This window comes from Morganella sp. TYF_1 (assembly GCF_043105645.1).
GTDB classification, from domain to species: domain Bacteria; phylum Pseudomonadota; class Gammaproteobacteria; order Enterobacterales; family Enterobacteriaceae; genus Morganella; species Morganella morganii_B.
The window spans coordinates 18235-36112 of the sequence record NZ_JBICLU010000024.1 but is presented as its reverse complement, the minus strand read 5'-3'; the positions used below and the strand labels follow the sequence as shown (position 1 = coordinate 36112).

Genomic DNA, 17878 nt, shown 5'->3' with positions numbered 1-17878 from the left:
ATGGTTATATTTTATTGACTAATAATATTATTTCGCACTGTCCAGTGCCGCACTGATATCCGCCAGGATGTCATCAATGTGCTCAATACCGATAGATAGCCGGATCATGTCCTGTGATACCCCGGCACGGGCCAGTTCGGCTTCATTCAGCTGACGGTGAGTGGTGGTCGCCGGATGGCAGGCCAGGGATTTTGCATCACCGATATTGACCAGGCGGACAATCAGTTTCAGGGCATCGATAAACTTCGCTCCTGCTTCTGCCCCGCCTTTGATACCGAAAGACATAATGGATGCCGGCGTGCCTTTCACGTATTTTTTCGCCAGTGCATGTTCCGGACTATCCGCCAGACCCGCGTATTTCACCCAGGCCACCTGCGGGTGTTGTTGCAGGTATTCCGCGACACGCAGGGCGTTTTCGGTATGGCGCTCCATGCGCAGCGCCAGTGTTTCAAGTCCCTGTAAAATCAGGAAGCTGTTAAACGGCGACAATGCCGCGCCGGTATTACGCAGCGGCGCCACACGGCAGCGGGCGATAAATGCCGCCGCACCGAAGTGTTCGCTGTAGTTCACACCGTGATAGGAAGGATCAGGGGTGTTCAGTACCGCAAAGCGCTCCGCATGTTGCTGCCACGGGAATTTGCCGGAGTCGATAACAATCCCGCCGAGCGATGAGCCGTGTCCGCCGATATATTTGGTCAGTGAATGCACCACGATATCCGCACCAAACTCAATCGGGCGGCACAGCGCCGGAGAGGCAACGGTGTTATCCACAATCAGCGGAACACCGTGGCGGTGGGCGATGTCCGCCAGTTTTTCAATATCCGCGATATGCCCCGCCGGGTTGGAAATGGTTTCGCAGAAAACGGCTTTAGTATTGTCATCAATCAGCGATTCCAGTTGTGCGAAATCGTCATGGTCAGCAAAACGGACGTCGATGCCGATGCGCGGAAAATTATGCGCAAACAAATTATACGTACCGCCGTAGAGTTTGGAGACACTGATAATATTGTCACCCACCCCGGCCAGGGTCTGGATAGCATAGGTGATCGCCGCCATGCCCGATGCCACCGCCAGCCCGGCAATTCCGCCCTCCAGTGCTGCCACTCGCTGCTCCAGCACATCATTGGTCGGGTTCATGATGCGTGAGTAGATATTCCCCGCGACTTTCAGATCAAACAGATCCGCGCCGTGCTGCGTGTCATCAAAGGCATAGGATGTGGTCTGATAGATAGGAACCGCGACAGATTTGGTGGTCGGATCCGGTGAATAACCGGCATGGACAGAGAGCGTTTCAAGTTTCATGTGTTCTTCCTTACCGCACAGGTGAATATTTTTATTTAGACGTCCAGACGTTTAGACATTTCTTTCTTATACCGGTATTCCCCGCAGAGATCAAAACGGAAGTGGCAAAACAAGATGAATTTTCTTCATGATGAGAGCAAATATGAAAAAAGACGGTCATCACTGACCGGCTCAGGCCGTTGACAAACCCGCAGGGGTTGGCGAGGACCGATAACACAAAGCAGGGAAAACCACGTTTTATCCTGCTTTGTCAGCAATATCAAAGCCGCTGTCAGAAGCGGCTTTGGTCTATCGCGGGGCAAAATCAGATCTTCATATTATTAAGCAGATTCTGCGTTGTACTTTTGCGGTTCTCCAATTCACTGGTCAGCATATCCAGCAGTTTTTTCTGAAACGCTTTCTGGTCATCTGATACTTTATTATGAGTTGACATGGCGTTGAGCAGGACATCTTTCCTGACACGGACCACTTCCGCATCCCCCTGCGACCGGGTTCCCATTGCCGCAATCGGCTGGGAAGCAAGCTGCCCGAGAGATTGTGACAAACCGGATATAGCCTGCCCGGCAAGGCCTTTCGCCGATAATACGCCAGGATTCGCCGCGTCAATCCCTTTAATCGACATACTGCCGCCAACGACAGCAACCGCAACTGATACAAACGCCCCGGCAACCGCCGCTGCAACCTGATAATCGGCTTCTTTATATTTCAGATCTTTTAAGAGTACTGCCTGCTGCACAGCCTGCTTTTCTAACGTATTCCGTCGCGCCTGCTGATTAATCGCATCAAGCAACAAAACATTGCATAATTCAATGATAATATTCATACGTTTACTATCATAGTCATTTAACAGTACAGGTAATACATGCTGCGAAAATGGTCTGATGACCTCTTCCGCTGTTTTACCGGCCGGCGTTTCCTGCTGAAAATATTGACTATCAGCAACTGACTGAACTATTCTTTGATTAATCTGATTAACCGGCAGTGCCGATTTTTCTTTTACAATAACAACATTCTCAGGTACATAACCCGAAGATGAAATATTGATATTATCGCTATTATTTGAAATGTTCATCTTAATTCCCTTTGTAAATTAAACAGCTAATTGCCCTTGCTGTATTATTGATTTCATTCTCTGGAAAGATTCATTACCGCATTTGCTTAGTTTTTCATTTAGCGCGATGAGCTCTTTGTGTGATTCAGAAAAAGTCTCCATTATCTGATTCATCATTTCTGTTATTCTGTCCAGAAATTCCAAATCAAGATCCATATCTGCCCGCAACCGTGCCGCATCAGCCTGCAATAATGCATTCGTAACAGAACTGGCGCTATTTATAAATGTTGACACCATCATGACATTAATCAGTATGGTTTGTATCTGAGCGAAAGCACTCTTTATTGCTGTCTGCATTGCTTCTGATGCAAAACTACCTATAGCTTTTCCCGCAATTGAGCCAACCGCTGACGCCGCCGCTATAAATAATGCAGCCACGGCCACAACGGCCAGTACCATAGCGACAATCTCCATCGTTTTTTCCAGCTTTTTCAGTTCTTCCGGTGATTTTCCTTCTAATTTACCAATAAACATAGCAACATCTTTAATAAACTTCTGAACCGATTCTATCAGTTTCATCGCCGGCTCCATGATTTTTGCCATAATATCCGGGCCACCGGCTGCTTTTACAACTTCAGTGATCAGAGTCATCACAACAATAACGGCTGCCAGGGCTTTGGCCAGTAATCCGCCGGTCAGTGCTGTTAATACTGACATAATGGCAATCAGCAATGGCCCCAGCCATTTAAACAAGGCCTGCAACCGTTCTGCTTTTTTTATTTTCTCTGCTATATCAGCGGCATCTTTATCTGTTTTGGTCTGCAATGCCAACTGTTGTACCCGGGCTAACTCCCGGTCATTTTCCAGCTTCTTTTGAGCCATCTGATCACGTAAATCAGCCAGTTTCCCCATCAATACTTCAAGCGAATTATTATACTCAATCGTATTTTTATTATTCATATTGACCAGTGATTGTGCTGCAGACAGGCAATCTCTTGCTGAAGCTAACGTTTCTGCTGTATTATGCAACAGTACTGACTCTGATTTCAGTAAAACTAATTCATCAGGATCTATTATCCACTGTTGTTCTTTTACTTTTGGCAGACTGATAATATCATTCAGCAACTTCTTAATTAAACTTGTTTTTTCTTTGCAGTCCCCTACGTTATCTGACATAATTTTCAGAATATTACCAAAACCAAGTTTATTGTAAAAATGAACAAGGAATTCTTTTTTATCACTGACATTGACATCTTCACCTCCGGTAAAAAACAACCGGATATCGTCATAATCTTTATTATTATCATTGATGATATTATAGTAATACTCTGATATATCATTAACCCTGACAGATAATACATTAAAATACTTTATAATATCTTTATCTAACTCAGATTCCTGCTGCGGAGACCAGATATTTTTTAAAATGCTACTGTTAATATTATTATTTATACCTGAATTTTTAACCTGCTCACCCAAAAGGTCATCAGATAACCGGGCAAACAGTTCATTAATTGACATCCTTTTTGCTGATGTTTTACCGCTATTTTGTTTACCTGTCTGCTGTCCGTTAAGCTGTGGCTTTGTTTTTTTACTGTTTTCCCGGCTATATCTCTCACCCAATTCCTCAACGATTTTTTCAGAAAAAGATATCTCCTCTGATTGGTTAACAACCTTGCTTTTTTCTGTTTCATTTATTTCTCCGGCTAAAGCACCGGAAGTGATTAATTGCGCTGATTTAATCCCTGATACATCCATGTATTCACCTTTATTTTAAATCCGTAAAAAACCTTTTAATTCCTGAGTCAGTTCGCTGATCATGGTGGTAATGACTCTGAGCATATTATCGTAATTACTATTGATCGTATTATATCGCTGAGAAAATTCATCAAGGGTCATTTGCAGTTCTTTCTTAATCCCATCAATAATGGTATTATAGGAATTAATTTTCCCCTGATCTAAACTCCACTCTTCATTTCTTCCTGATACGGCTGTTTTAAAATAACTGTTATTTAATTTATCATTAAAGTAATCACTGGTTTTTTTTAATACATCCTCATACAAAGAAGATACCGATGAGTAGTCATCATTAATATTATTAAACTTTTTTAATTTATCCATTGACTGATCAAAAAAAGAATTTATTTCATCAAAATCTTCTTTTTTGATAGAAAAATCAAGCCATCTGAATAATGCCTCGGGCATTACCATAACGTCAACCATTCCGGTTATCTTTACCAGATTGCCATCACGATCTGTTTCTGTATTTATTTTTTTTATTACCCCGGTGCCTGATACCGGTTTTCTCATTACGGAAAAGAAATATTCCATTTTTTTTATAGCATCACTATAAATAACATTCGAATCAATGAGTTCGCCATCAACATAAATTGAACAGTTATTTACCCCATTCTTTGTATCTATTTCAAATCGCCCTTTATATATTGAGCAATCTTTTCCCGCATCGTTTTTTAAGTCACCTGTCACGGGATAAAATTTCATTAATGCCATATGCAGATCATAGTAAAATGCATTTTGTCTGAACTTTGTTTTTTTACCGTCATCTATTACACCGGCAGAATACTCACCATACGAGCTTAGTAATTTCGACAGTGTTTTATAAAATTCCGTATACTGACTAAATCCATCCCGGTAACATTTAACACTTAAATCATGTCCATACTTAGATGCAACATCCATTTTGTCAACAAAATAACCAAAGGTGACCATCTCTTTTTTTAAAAAATAATACTCCATAGATTCTTGTATATCTTTTATTTTATGTGAAACTTCACTTTCATGAGATAACATGAGTTTTGAAAATTCGGGTCTTTTTATTAATTCATTATATTTACCCAGCTCTTGGAGTGCTTGTTCTTCTGTTGTTGCCGGATTTGACAAAATTACACTTATGTTATTTAATTCATTATAGAAATATGAAAGCAATTCACTATCAGTTGATACCTCCGCCAACTGCGATTTTTCTTGCATTCCGGAAACCTGAGAATGTGTATCCTGTGCCACAGGTAAAAAATTATAATAGTTATTTACATTCATCGCTCACTCTCCAACATTGATATATAATGTAATGATTGCTCTCTTTCATTTTCATTGCATGCCATTGAGATACATTGCCTGAAACCCGACATTGCCAAATCTTTCTCCCCGGAAAACAAATAACACTGGCCAATGTAAAAATAACAGGATGCATTATCTTCATTCAGACTGATAGCCAAAGAATAGAGATTAATTGCTTTCTGATATTGTTTCTGAACCTGCTTTACCGCTGCCAGCCCGAGTAAATAATCAATATTGCTGAAATCGTAAAGGCACAAAGATCGGAAAATTTTTTCAGCCTGCTCAATCAATCCTTTATCATAATAATCACAAGCCAGAGAATAAACATTACTGAAATCATGCTCTTTATTATTTTTAAAAAGATCAGAAAATGAGCCATTTTCCAGGTAAGAAAAAATTTGCTCCATAAGCGACTTTATATCTGAATTAATACTATCATCCATAATAGTTTTCCTTAATAATATCCGATTATCAAGTCAGACAATACTATCTGACGCCACTGATAATCACTTTCATAAAATGCGCCTCAGTCACCCTGCTGATGCATGTGCTGTTGTTCAGTATCAGCGAGAGCCGCCTGCTCTGCGTCATTCAGCCACAATAAAAGATCGAGAAACTTATCCAGTTCATCATCAATTATGGTGTCAAAGACATGGTATTTCCGGAATAGCGTCCGCGCCAGGCGGATATCCCGGGCTACCGGCACCCTGTGCTTTTCAGCATAGCGGCGGACCGCCAGTGCATATGTGCCCTTCTCTTTTACTGTAATCAGCGGCATAACGCCATTTTCCGGGTCAAGATAGATAGCGACGGCAATGTGTGTCGGGTTAACCACCACCACATCCGAGTTCTTTATCAGCGCTTTGGTTTCCGCATTCAGCAATTCCCGGTGCTGCTGTTTACGGGCAGATTTTATCTCCTGATTCCCCTCACTGTTTTTATGCTCCTGTTTAACTTCATGCTTTTCCATCTTCATGTCATTAAAAAAGAAAAAATATTCAACGATGTAATCAATCACCAGTAATGGCATCAGCATCAGAATAAAAATAGCGATATAGCGGCCGGTGAAATACAAAAAACCGTTACCGGCGTCAGAAAAAGGTGATGTCATTAACTGATAAATATCACCGGTATACAGCGATATAAATACATAGCCCGCCGATAAATATACAATAAGTGAGATCAGGGCTTTGACCAGATTTTTCAGCGATTTTTTGGTAAAGATCCGTTTAAATCCGGCGATGGGATCAATTTTCTTTAAATCAAATTTAATCGCTTCCGTTGCGATAGCAAAACGGGTCTGCATCAGGGAAATAAAGCTGACACTCACGCCGCATAATATAATCAGCGGTAACACCATCTGAAAAAAGATATCCGATAACATCTGTATATAAACAGAGAGAGACAGATGGTTCACATTGCGTAATACCGTCTGATAAAAACGGGAGAATGCGGTCCAGTCGGCAACATAAAGCAGGTATGCGATACCCGCCGCATAACCGGTCGTGGAGAGCAGTTCTTTATATTTGAATGCATTCCCTTTTTTCGATTCATCCTTCAGTTTTTTACTGGTGGGTTTTTCCGTTTTTTCAGCCATCGTTCCCCCTCAGAAATTGTGTGACAGGGAATGTATCAAACAGCAGCGTAACATCCGTTACCGTTGTGCTGCGAAACAGCAGCAGCGTCAGCAGAAAGGCAATAATGCTCTTTATTGAAAGCGACAGTGAAAACGGATTAAGCTGCGAATTATACAATGCCAGAATGCCCAGGCTGACCTCAGAAATGAATAAGATAATCAGTACCGGCATACAGAACAGCAAAGAGAGCGACAGGCTGTTTGTCAGCCAGTGAAACAGCGGCGCATAATGTATTTCTGTCAGTAATGTGCCTGGCGGCAACAAACGAAAACTATCCTGAACAGACACCATCAGTAACACCAGGCCATCATTGAGCAGAAAAAAAGAGACGGAAAACAGGTTCATAAAGGTGGAGAACGGTGATGCATCCGTGCCGGTTGTCGGGTCAGCGGTATCACTGATATTCGCACCGCGCTGGTTATCGATATATTCACCGAAAGCAGCAAAAATAAAGAATGGTGTGCTGTAAACCAGCCCCATCACCGTGCCGGTAATCATTTCACTCAGTATGCTGACCACCGAAAATTCTGCCGGACCGTGTTCATTTCCGCTGAGGCACAGAGCCGTGAGAAAGACGATAATACCCCGTGTGGTACGACTGAGGATAAATTTATCATTCAGAAACGGCAGGAAAGCGAACGCCGCAAATAACCGCACACTGCTGAGCAATACGCCCTGAAACAGCTCATGAGCCCAGGAGAATAACGGCACCGTGGATTAACCTGCCGCCGTTGCGCTGAGCGCCAGTGAGAACATTTCGCGGGCATAACTGAGCATCGAATCCCCCAGCCAGGTAAGCTGCATTAAGATACAGACAAACACGGCGATCAGCTTCAGCCCGAAGGGCAATGTCTGCTCCTGGATTTGTGTGACGGTTTGCAGCAGGCCGACGGTCAGCCCCACGACAGTCGCCACACTCACCGGCAGCAGCGATAACATAATCACCAGATAAATTCCTTTATCTGCCGCATAAATAGCATCCATATTAAATATCCATCAGATCGAGATACTGAGAGACCAGACTGGTCGATAACAACGACCAGCCATCCAAAGCAATAAATAAGATCAGTTTAATCGGCACCGAGAGCGTCACCGGACTCATCATCATCATCCCCAGCGCCAGCAGAACACTGGATACCACAAGATCGATCACGATAAACGGCAGATAGAGGTAGAAGCTGATCAAAAATGCGGATTTAATTTCCCCCAGCGCATAGGCTGCCAGCAAAGGGAAAAATGCAATATCACGGGCATCCGTCAGTTCCGGATCGGCGTCTTCATCAACGCCGGTTTGCGCAAAAAAATGCAGAAGGGGCTTGTCCGCATAACGGAACAGATAGTCCCGGTAATCCTGTAAGCCTTCATCCGCAAAACGCGACACTGATTCCGGCTGAGATAATTCCACCGGATTTTCGGCAACATAGGCATAGGTTTGACTGACCAGGGGGAACATCACCACCATTGCCAGAATAAACGCAACCGCATTGAGCACCATATTTGACGGCACCTGCTGCACTCCCAGGGCGTTGCGCACCATCACAAAGACAATGGAAAATTTAAGGTAGCAGGTTCCCGCCGCCAGAATAAACGGCAGAACCGATGCCGCTGCCAGCATCAGCATCATTGAAACAGCGCTGTCAGTCATCATTTACCCTTCTGAAAGATATGATGAATTTCCACGGCGTATTGCTCCCCGATACGCACCAGTTCCCCCTGAGCAAAACGCTGCCCGCTGATTTCCAGCGTGATCAGGTGATGATCCGCCGCCGGCAGCGCCAGTTTATCGCCCGGTTGCAGCGCCATCAGTTCTGATAGCGGAAACACCCTGCGGTACTGCAAAAAATCCACCTGAACCGGCACTCTGCGACTGTCAAAAAGGGTGGTTTCCGGCGGGGTTACCGGCGCTTCCGGAACTATTCCCCGTTCAGTGATAACTGTCTCGTCCTGCTCCTGCTTCAGTGTCATCTGAAAATAGCCTCCTGCTCTCAGAAACCGCTGGTTTTGTGTAATGAAAAAGATATCGCCTTCATTGATTTGCTGAATCACACCGGTAAATGTCCGGGTTGAACCCATATAAATGCCGGCATTCACCGGAACAGAAAAATCTGCTGTCAACGGCATGCCGGTAATATCAAACCTGCCTTTTGCCCCGATCAGACAGAAATCAATACCGTTCCCGCTGAATGCAAGCCTGCGTGTGATATTCGCCGCCGGAATGACGGTACAAAGTTCAGGGAAATAACATTCCGGTGAAAAGAAAGGCAGCCTGATCGCTTTTTTATGTTCATTAATCAGTTCAGACAAATAATGTTCCGGAATAATTTCCCACGGAATGGTATTTTCCCCAATCAGATAATGAAGAAGAGATTCAACATCAATTAAAACATCCAATGTATTCTGTGTATTAATCAGATGACAATGAATGACACGCCCATTAATCTCTTTTTTTTCCGGAAGGTAACAACTCAGGTAATCCATTGCCTGACATGCATCATAATACATTTATTTTTTTCCGTTTATACTATATCAACACCATCAATTCCATTTATCGTTTTCAGTCGCCGGCTAAGCGTTTCTGAACCGGCTTCCAGTTTAAATCGCCCCGGCTTTTCCCGGTAAATAAACACCGGTTCAGGTGGCTGATATTTCTGCCTGAAATGATAAGAACAATAATAATCAGGTCTGCCGTTTTCCGGGACAGCCTGATTTTTTCCGGTATAGCCGATAACCTGAGCGGCTTTTTCCTGCGACCCCTTTCCCTGCTCATAATACCGTAACGTGAGACTCCTTTTCTCCGGTGTGGTTCCGGAGAGCCGGAAAACCGGAAACTCCGGCAATATCGGCGCCATATCTGCTGTTGGCACGTTTTCTGTCTCCGGGATGTGTTCTGTGCCCGGTGTGTATTCTGCCACCGGAGTGCTTGCTGATTCAGGGGTATTTTCCGCCGCTATCCTTTCTGCTGCCATGCTTTTAGAGGTCACATTCTCAGGATGCGTATCAGGGCGTTCATCTGCCGGATTTTCACATAAAATATATCCGGGAATAGTATTCTGCCGGGTTGTATTTTTTATCGTTCCTGTTGATGACATCAAGGTCAAAATAGCATCATGCCTTTCACGGAAAGGATAATCACTGCTTTTTATCTTTGGAAGAAGATATAATACATTACCATCATAATATTTATCATTATAATATTGAATGGATGAACTGATTACCGGAATATCGTTGTCACACCACCTTTTTTCTTTTCTTTTTATCATCACTGATAATAAATCGGTCACCTGTTTACTCACCCTCTCCCCACCAAAACCGGGTTCAGGCTCACTGTAATAACATTCAAGATTTACCATGGCTTCCCGCTTGTATTTATAATATCAATTTATTGCCCACTGTATTGTTCAAACTTAATAACTTTCTTCTTCAGATTGTTTATCGTTTTATTACTTTTATCGATATCATCTGCGATTTTCGCCAGCAAAAGGGATGACTCATCCACCCGGACGCGGATATCCGGGATTTGTTTACGATATATTGCCTGTTTACGGCGACGTTCATTCAACGCGATATAAGATAATAATCCGCAGCATTCAAACTCATGAATTTGCTGTTCTAATCCTTTGATTAACAACAGCAGTTTCTCTTTATTTTCCTGTTCCTGCCGATAGCGCTGATGCAGTTGTGCCAGTGCGGCCTGTACACAGCGCTCTTTCAGGCTGAAGTGTGCGATCAGTTGCTGTAATTCATTGCGTGAGCTGTTCAAGTAACCTGCCTGTTTCATCCGCCGCAACGGATTCCGCCGGTGACTGACACAAAAAATGGCGCATCGGCAAAGTGAGCTCAACGGCTTTATCACTCTCCGCATTCAGTCCGGGTTTATATTCCCCGAGCTCCACCAGCAGTTTCAGCTCATTCTGTTTCGCCAGCAGTGCCCGGAAACGCCCTGCTGCCGACAAATGCGGTGGTGAAACAATCTGCGACATCACACGGCTGATACTGGCCGGGATATCGATCGCCGGATAGTGATTCTGCATCGCCAGCCGCCGGGAGAGATAAATATGCCCGTCGAGAATGGAACGCACTTCATCACCGAAGCCGTCCGGCTCATTTTCACTGTCAAGCAGTACAGTATAAAAAGCCGTAATCACCCCGCTTTTTGTCGCCCCGGGGCGCTCCAGCAGTGCCGGTAACTGCTCAAATACCGATGCCGGATACCCCAGCCGGACAGGAACTTCCCCGGCACTGAGCGCCACATCCCGCAGTGCCCGCCCGTAGCGGGTCAGAGAGTCAACAAACAGCACCACCTCTTTCCCTTCATCACGGTAATATTCCGCCAGTGACGTTGCCACCAGTGCCGCATTACAGCGATCAACAGCCGGTTTATCAGAGGTGGAGCAGACCAGGATACACTTAGCGGCCTGCGGGCTGTTGCGCAGTTCATCAATCAGTTCCGTCACTTCCCGGCCGCGCTCACCAATCAGCGCTATCACAAAAATATCGGCTTGTGCATGCGCAATCAGCATATTCATCAGCACCGTTTTACCGCAGCCTGCACCGGCAAAGATCCCCAGCCGCTGACCTTTTCCGCAGGTCAGCAGGGCATCAATGGCTTTCACACCGGTCGGCAGAATCTCCGTGATGCGCTGCCGGGAGAGCACATCCGGCGCTTCCGCGCAGACAGGGCGGGTGATAGTCTGGTTATCCGGTCCTGTTATCTCACTCAGACGGGCCAGGATATTACCGGACGGATCAATCACCGAGCCCGGGATCTGCGGTGTGAATGTCAGTGTTACTGCACGGCCTGTCGGCGCGATAACTGTTGTCAGCGTCAGCCCGGTTGCCTGCCCGATCAGACTCAGCAGGGTGTAGTGTTCATTAAACCCCACCACCTGAGCACGTCCGAGCAGGACACGACAGGTGAGATCCTGCCATAACAGGCAAATTTCCCCGATAAAAACATCCGGCAGCGGGGCTTCCAGGTAATACCCGCGGATATGCACCGGAAATGCCCGCTGACTAAGCAGTGCCGCCAGCATGATCAGCCTCTGAGGATCAGCGTATGACACTGCTGACTGAGGCGGACAAACTGATCCAGCGCCTGTACAAAGGATTCCGCATCACTCACTGCACTGTGACTGAAGCAGCCGACCAGCTCTGCGCCGTTATCCGTCTGACGCAGTGCCGGTGAACCCGGATAAAACAGTGCAGCCGGTTCTTCTGTCAGAATATCCAGCAATCCGCCTTTGACCTCCGGCAGCAATGCCGGTAAATCCGCCGGCAGCGGTGCCCAGATAACCGGATATTCATCCACCACCGCAATATGAATCACCTGCTGTTCACCCAGCGATAATGAAATGGTTGAGTGATTATCAAGAGAACTGCCTTCCGGCACCAAATCCCCGCGTCCGATCAGTTTCATTCCTTCTGTTACCAGTGTTGCAAGATCCATCTTCAGTTTCCTTTTTATGACATTAAACAGAATCAATCACCGACACCTGTGCCGACGGGACAATTTCAGAAAATGACAGCACCGCTATTCCCGGATAGTGCATTTCAGTCAGTTTCCGGACAAAACGACGGACATCCATGGCCGTCAGTAACACGATATCCCGCCGGTGGTGCAGCGGTGTCATGACCAGCGCCAGCGCATCATAAAAATGATCCAGCTGTGCCGGTTCGAGATTAATAAATGTGCCGCCCGCTGACTGGCGGATCCCCTGACGGATCATCTCCTCCAGCGGGTTTGACAACACAACCGCCTGCAATACCTGATTACAGGCAAAATGTGCTGAAATATAACGGGCAAGCTGGCTGCGGACATGCTCAACCAGTACCAGCGGATCTTTTTCTTTCTGACCCCACTGCACCAGCGCGCCGAGAATAATTTTGATGTTACGGATGGATATCTGCTCTGCAATAAGCCGCTGAAAAACATCGGCAATTCTCTGCACAGATAAATAGCGGTAACACTCTTTCAGCAGTTCCGGATATTTATTTTCCACATTATCCAGCAGCATTTTGGTTTCCTGAATGCCCAGCAGTTCCTGAATATTTTGTGTCATTATCCGGCTGAATTCGCTGAAAAATACCGTAATACCGTGTTCTGTCTCTATGCCGGCGGCCCGGCAGGCTTCATCGTGCTTTTTATCCGTCCAGATCGTTTTTTCCCCGCCTTCCTGATCAATACTCTCAGATTCAATATTCAGTGAATCAAGAGCACCATTGATTTCAGTGATCCGACAGCGATCCGGATAGCTGTAAATAACCCCGGACTGAATTTCATTGATTAACACCACGGCTTTATGTTCCGGTATTTCGCGGCTGTAATTGATAATAACAGCGGGCAAAAAGAAACCGTAACGGAAGGCAAACTCCTCCTGCAGCCACGCTGTCATGTTTTGTTTTTCAAACAACACCTGATAACGGTGATGAAGTGTGATGATAAGCGGAATAGCTTCGTTATTTTCCGCCGTCAGCCCGCGCGGCGAAAAATCATCCGCAGACGACACAGATACTGCCTGAGAAAGAGTGTCAGTGCGGGTTTGTGCCGGATCAGAGGTCTGCTTCTGCTTATTTTGTCTGAGCCGCATTCCGTAAAACAACATCAGTCCGGCCGCCAGCAGGCCGAAAACACCCGCCGGAAATCCCGGCAGCATCCCCATACACAGTGCCAGTATCGCGGTGACAATCAGGGTAAAGTCGTGGGAAAACAGCTCCCTGACAATATTGGCCCCTAAATTTTGATTGGTACCGCTGACCCGGGTGACGATAAACCCGGCACTGATAGCAATCAGCAGCGCCGGGATCTGCGCCACCAGGCCATCTCCGATCGTCAGCAACGTGTAAGTGCTGAGTGCCTCACTGAACGGCATCGACATTTGCGCCACACCAATGCCGATTCCACCGGCAAAATTCACAAAAATGATGACAATACCGGCGATCGCATCCCCTTTGATAAACTTCATCGCACCGTCAAACGCGCCGTACATCTGGCTCTCCTGCTCCAGCTCTTTACGGCGTTTACGCACTTCTTCGTTATCAATCAGGCCGGATTTCAGATCGGCATCAATACTCATCTGTTTGCCGGGCATACCGTCAAGAGAGAAACGTGCCGCCACTTCCGCCACCCGCTCCGAGCCCTTGGTGATAACAATAAACTGCACCACGGTGACAATGGCGAAGATAACAAAACCCACCACAATATTTTCGCCGATAACAAATTCACCAAATGACTGAATGATATTCCCGGCGTCCGCATCCAGCAGGATCAGGCGGCTGGTGCTGATCGACAATGCCAGCCGGAACAGCGTGGTGATCAGCAGAAGTGCCGGAAAAGAGGTAAATCCCAGAATCCGGGTGATATAGAAAGAGAGCAGTAACATCAGGATAGAAATGACGATGTTCAGCCCGATGAGAAAATCGACCAGCATTTTCGGCAGCGGAATGATCAGCATGGCAATGACCATCACCATAATCAGCAGTACCGCGATCTCCGGCCTGCTTTTCACTGCATTGATAAAAGTTGTCAGCATAGCAATCCATTGCCGGTGAAAGTTATAAGATATTAATAGTTTTGCTCATAAGGGCTTTCAGAAAAGAAACCACCTGCTCTTTCCCTGCTTCCTGCAAAAAAAGAACATCCGGTATCTCACCAAAAATCACAATCAGGCGCTGTAAAATAAGCGGCCTGTTTTTGTCATCTTCTGCCGCCGCCAGCAACGATTCGGTTTCCGTCTGAAATGCCTCTGCGTCACCGAGCCCGGAAATCAGTAACTGGTTCAGCCGGGGCTCATCCGCCAGTACCGGTTCTGTACAATTCAGAGAAGAAATTTTCTGATGAAACATATCATTCAGGGAAATAAGCTGATTCAGGGTATGCAACCGGGCGGTCAACTCCCCGAACTCACTGTGATGACTGCAACTGGGCAGCGCCGCCGCCATATCACACACCAGCGAGTCGCGGACATAATTCAGCAGGCTTCTGACCCGGCTTTTCCGGTACTGCTCCAGCCACACTTTCCACAAATACAAAATATCGAATTTCCAGCTGATGTAGCTGCGGTACACCATTCTCAGCTGTGCGCAATCCAGTTGTGTCACCGGTGCGTGCAGGCGGATTTTCAGTGCGATATTGATTCCGGCCCGCGTTTCCTGCGCAAACTCACCATGAAGTAACTGCTCAATTTCCGCATCAATTTCAGCCGCTTCTTCCGCCGAAAACGGCAGCTTACGCAATAAGGAACGCAGTGCCATAACATAATCACTGGGGTCCGGAAACAGGTTGCGCACATAATCGAGAAACTCACAGACAGAACGTCCGCAAGCCGCAAACCACTGCACAACCCGATCCAGTTTTGTCTCTGTCCCCTCTGCACTGTTTTTTTGCTCTGACGCCGGTAACTGACTGATATTGTCATCTTTGCCGTACTGCCGCCGGTTAAACTGTGACAGCGCCATCGCCATGTCATCCATCACATCCATCATCTGTTCGGCATGATTTTCTGCCTGGTTTTCCGCCGGGCGCTGCTCCGCAGCCACATCACCCGCCTGTTTTTGTGGTGCTGCTGACGGACGGAACGCCGCTGCGCCGGATACGCTATTGATCATATCAATAGCCCTGTTTCAGTGTCTGCATCATCTTAATACCTTGTTTATTCTCATGATTAAACGGAATATGACCGGTAATTTCTGTGTCGCTGAAAAAATCCTGTTGCAGAATACGGGGTTGTAACAGAAAAAGCCGGACCATTTTTTCTGTCTTTACTGATTCAAACTGAAACAACCGGCCTGCCAGCGGAATATCGCCCAGCAGCGGAATTTTGTCATTATGGCGGTGGCTGTTTTCCCGCGTGTACCCGCCAATCAGCAGTGTATTGCCCTGAGCAACCCTGGCTATCGTGCTGATATTGGTGCGGTTAATCACCGGCAGTGCGTCTTCTCCGCCTGTTCCGTCAGCGTCCTTTTTCTGTGCGCCATCTTCAAGCTCGATAATCATCTCCACGGATTTCCGCTGATTGGCGATCCGCGGCGTCACACTCACTTTTGTACCATAAGTAATGCTTTCCAGGGATGATGTGCGCTCTCCCTGTAACTTACTGTAAAACGTGGTGTTATTATCAAAAACCGCCGGGGTGTTATCCTGAGTCAGGATAATCGGCCGGGAGACCATATTGGCCTGCCCTTTCGCAGACAATGCCCTGATTTTGCTGAAGAAGGAAAAACCGGTGAACTGGTTAAGCTCACTGAGATTAAATGACACCTTCATTTTTCCGGTACCGTAATCGGCCTGCCAGTTGATCCCCAGTTGGTCAGCTTCGTTTTTTGATACATCAATAATCCACAATGATAATTCGATCTGCGGTTTGGCAACATCCAGTTGCTTTATCAGTTGATTGATTAAGTGCAGGGCATTGCGGCTCCCTTTTAACAACAGGCTGTTTTCCCCCTGTAACGGCACAATCCGCACCCGCTCACCGCCCAGCCAGACGGTTTCAGCCGGCTGAATATCGCCCTGTTCTGCATCCTGCGGCACCAGTCCGGTTTTTGCCGCCGGCCCTGAGTCCAGTAACTCCCGCAATGCTGACGCCACCCCCGGCAATACCAGACTTTTTCCCCGCGACGTGATTTCGCGGTCCTGCACAAAACTGTTTTCCAGCTTAACCAACTGAATATGCTCATCCTCCGGTGAAATTCCCTGTTCCTGCACACTGTACTGAGCCTCAAGTGCATCCACCGCAGAACGGATAAGCGTCAGATAGCGCGGGGGCGCAGTGACATATAAAATCCGCTGCTGCCGGTCAGATGTCAGCGGATATTGCGCGTCAAATAACCCGGTTTGTTTCAGAAAAGCCGTCAGTTCATGGCGGGTGATGGCATTCAGCGTCAGCATCGATGATTCAATCTCATTGCTGCTGTAAATATAGAGGGTGCGGTTTTCCCGGTATGACACCAGTGCCATCGTTTTCAGCATCTGTGACAGTGCGGCCTGCGGGTCGGATAAATCAAAGGTGCCGGAAATCTTCTTCTTTTTCACCGCGTCCGACGAAATCATCATGACATCCAGCTTTCCGGCCAGCGCATCAAAAAAATGATCCAGCCGTGTTTCTTTCGCCACATACTGCTCCTGACGCGGTGGTTTTTTTTCGTATAACACTGTTTGCTCCGCCATGAGCGGCAGAGAAAGCAGACAAAGAATAAGACCAAACAGTCCCCCGGCGCTATTTTTTAACCGCATGATTTAAATTCCTTATTTTCCGGGGAGACATGCCAAATAATAGTTTGATTTCATTTGAGAAATGCGAAGCCGAGCAGTAGCCGTTATCTGCCGCGATACGGGTCAGTGAGTGCTCTTCTACCAGAATATCGAGCACCGAGGCCACGCCACGCCAGTGCCGCAACTGGTATTTACTCTGATTGCCGATATAACGCTGACACAAACGTCTGAAATGAGTGCCGGATAACCCGTAGCGCTGACTGATATCGCGGATATTGCTGTTTTTACAATCGGCAGCGCTGATCAGATGCTTTACCAGCCAGTAATGTTCTGAGTGACGCAGTGAATTCAAAAATGTTTTTATTTCGCTGTTTTCGTTCAGCATTTCACAGACAACCCGGTATTCCGGATTATCAGCCTCACCCTGAACAGAAAAAATTACTTCATCATTCTGACAGATTGCATTATCCGTCATTTCGTCATTATCTTTTTGCGGTAAATGATAATGACAGTCTATAAAAGCCAATAGTTTTATACATTTTGACAGCGGAAAACAGCAATCAACCCGATCACTTTTTTTACATCCATCTGTATTATATA

The 17878-nt window shown here is 46.3% G+C and carries 18 protein-coding genes; all 18 read right to left on the bottom strand.

Translation table 11 applies throughout. The features are described from left to right. Window positions 1–27: 27 nt before the first annotated feature. The 18 genes from ACF8OF_RS11365 to ACF8OF_RS11280 all read right to left on the bottom strand — a co-directional run bounded on the left by ACF8OF_RS11365 (window position 28) and on the right by ACF8OF_RS11280 (window position 17753). Window positions 28–1302 carry a bifunctional O-acetylhomoserine aminocarboxypropyltransferase/cysteine synthase gene (locus ACF8OF_RS11365; protein WP_392496690.1) on the bottom strand — a complete coding sequence of 425 codons (1275 nt, stop codon included), beginning with the start codon at window positions 1300–1302 and terminating at the stop codon, window positions 28–30. Window positions 1303–1606: 304 nt separating this feature from the next. Continuing rightward, entirely contained in the window at window positions 1607–2374 is a 768-nt protein-coding gene (locus tag ACF8OF_RS11360; protein ID WP_392496688.1) for a hypothetical protein, read from the bottom strand. A gap of 18 nt (window positions 2375–2392) precedes the next feature. After that, window positions 2393–4111: a type III secretion system translocon subunit SctE gene (gene sctE, locus ACF8OF_RS11355; protein ID WP_392496686.1), complete on the bottom strand. Its 1719-nt coding sequence runs from the start codon at window positions 4109–4111 to the stop codon at window positions 2393–2395. A 15-nt stretch (window positions 4112–4126) separates the two neighbouring features. Then, the gene (locus ACF8OF_RS11350; protein WP_392496685.1) at window positions 4127–5410 is read right to left on the bottom strand and encodes a hypothetical protein; all 1284 of its coding nucleotides are present in this window, start codon (window positions 5408–5410) and stop codon (window positions 4127–4129) included. Further along, complete coding sequence (locus tag ACF8OF_RS11345) at window positions 5407–5874, bottom strand: tetratricopeptide repeat protein (RefSeq protein WP_072868954.1); 468 nt, start codon at window positions 5872–5874, stop codon at window positions 5407–5409. The genes ACF8OF_RS11350 and ACF8OF_RS11345 overlap by 4 nt, the downstream gene beginning before the upstream one ends. 83 nt (window positions 5875–5957) lie before the next feature. Continuing rightward, window positions 5958–7028: an EscU/YscU/HrcU family type III secretion system export apparatus switch protein gene (locus ACF8OF_RS11340; protein ID WP_279796953.1), complete on the bottom strand. Its 1071-nt coding sequence runs from the start codon at window positions 7026–7028 to the stop codon at window positions 5958–5960. Then, window positions 7021–7779: a type III secretion system export apparatus subunit SctT gene (gene sctT, locus ACF8OF_RS11335; protein ID WP_392496684.1), complete on the bottom strand. Its 759-nt coding sequence runs from the start codon at window positions 7777–7779 to the stop codon at window positions 7021–7023. Before sctT ends, ACF8OF_RS11340 begins: the two co-directional genes overlap by 8 nt. 6 nt (window positions 7780–7785) lie before the next feature. After that, window positions 7786–8052, bottom strand: coding sequence for a type III secretion system export apparatus subunit SctS (sctS, locus tag ACF8OF_RS11330; protein WP_108656053.1), 267 nt, complete (start codon window positions 8050–8052; stop codon window positions 7786–7788). Between the two features lies 1 nt (window position 8053). Then, window positions 8054–8716 (bottom strand): EscR/YscR/HrcR family type III secretion system export apparatus protein, encoded by a 663-nt coding sequence (locus ACF8OF_RS11325; RefSeq protein ID WP_392496683.1) that lies wholly within the window; start codon window positions 8714–8716, stop codon window positions 8054–8056. Further along, entirely contained in the window at window positions 8713–9570 is an 858-nt protein-coding gene (locus ACF8OF_RS11320) for a FliM/FliN family flagellar motor switch protein (protein WP_392496682.1), read from the bottom strand. Before ACF8OF_RS11320 ends, ACF8OF_RS11325 begins: the two co-directional genes overlap by 4 nt. A gap of 14 nt (window positions 9571–9584) precedes the next feature. Beyond that, window positions 9585–10418 (bottom strand): hypothetical protein, encoded by an 834-nt coding sequence (locus ACF8OF_RS11315; protein ID WP_392496681.1) that lies wholly within the window; start codon window positions 10416–10418, stop codon window positions 9585–9587. A 29-nt stretch (window positions 10419–10447) separates the two neighbouring features. After that, a complete protein-coding gene (locus tag ACF8OF_RS11310) occupies window positions 10448–10828 on the bottom strand; it encodes a hypothetical protein (protein WP_392496680.1) in 381 nt (126 codons plus the stop codon). Next, window positions 10809–12101, bottom strand: coding sequence for a type III secretion system ATPase SctN (gene sctN, locus ACF8OF_RS11305; RefSeq protein WP_392496679.1), 1293 nt, complete (start codon window positions 12099–12101; stop codon window positions 10809–10811). The genes ACF8OF_RS11310 and sctN overlap by 20 nt, the downstream gene beginning before the upstream one ends. 2 nt (window positions 12102–12103) lie before the next feature. Beyond that, the gene (locus tag ACF8OF_RS11300) at window positions 12104–12514 is read right to left on the bottom strand and encodes a Type III secretion system protein BsaR (RefSeq protein WP_279796966.1); all 411 of its coding nucleotides are present in this window, start codon (window positions 12512–12514) and stop codon (window positions 12104–12106) included. Window positions 12515–12536: 22 nt separating this feature from the next. Continuing rightward, window positions 12537–14597, bottom strand: coding sequence for an EscV/YscV/HrcV family type III secretion system export apparatus protein (locus ACF8OF_RS11295; RefSeq protein ID WP_392496678.1), 2061 nt, complete (start codon window positions 14595–14597; stop codon window positions 12537–12539). Window positions 14598–14619: 22 nt separating this feature from the next. After that, window positions 14620–15672: a type III secretion system gatekeeper subunit SctW gene (gene sctW / locus ACF8OF_RS11290; RefSeq protein WP_392496677.1), complete on the bottom strand. Its 1053-nt coding sequence runs from the start codon at window positions 15670–15672 to the stop codon at window positions 14620–14622. Window position 15673: 1 nt separating this feature from the next. Then, window positions 15674–17299, bottom strand: a complete 1626-nt coding sequence (gene sctC / locus ACF8OF_RS11285) for a type III secretion system outer membrane ring subunit SctC (RefSeq protein ID WP_392496676.1) — start codon at window positions 17297–17299, stop codon at window positions 15674–15676. Further along, the gene (locus tag ACF8OF_RS11280; protein ID WP_279796972.1) at window positions 17283–17753 is read right to left on the bottom strand and encodes a helix-turn-helix domain-containing protein; all 471 of its coding nucleotides are present in this window, start codon (window positions 17751–17753) and stop codon (window positions 17283–17285) included. The genes sctC and ACF8OF_RS11280 overlap by 17 nt, the downstream gene beginning before the upstream one ends. Window positions 17754–17878: the final 125 nt, after the last annotated feature.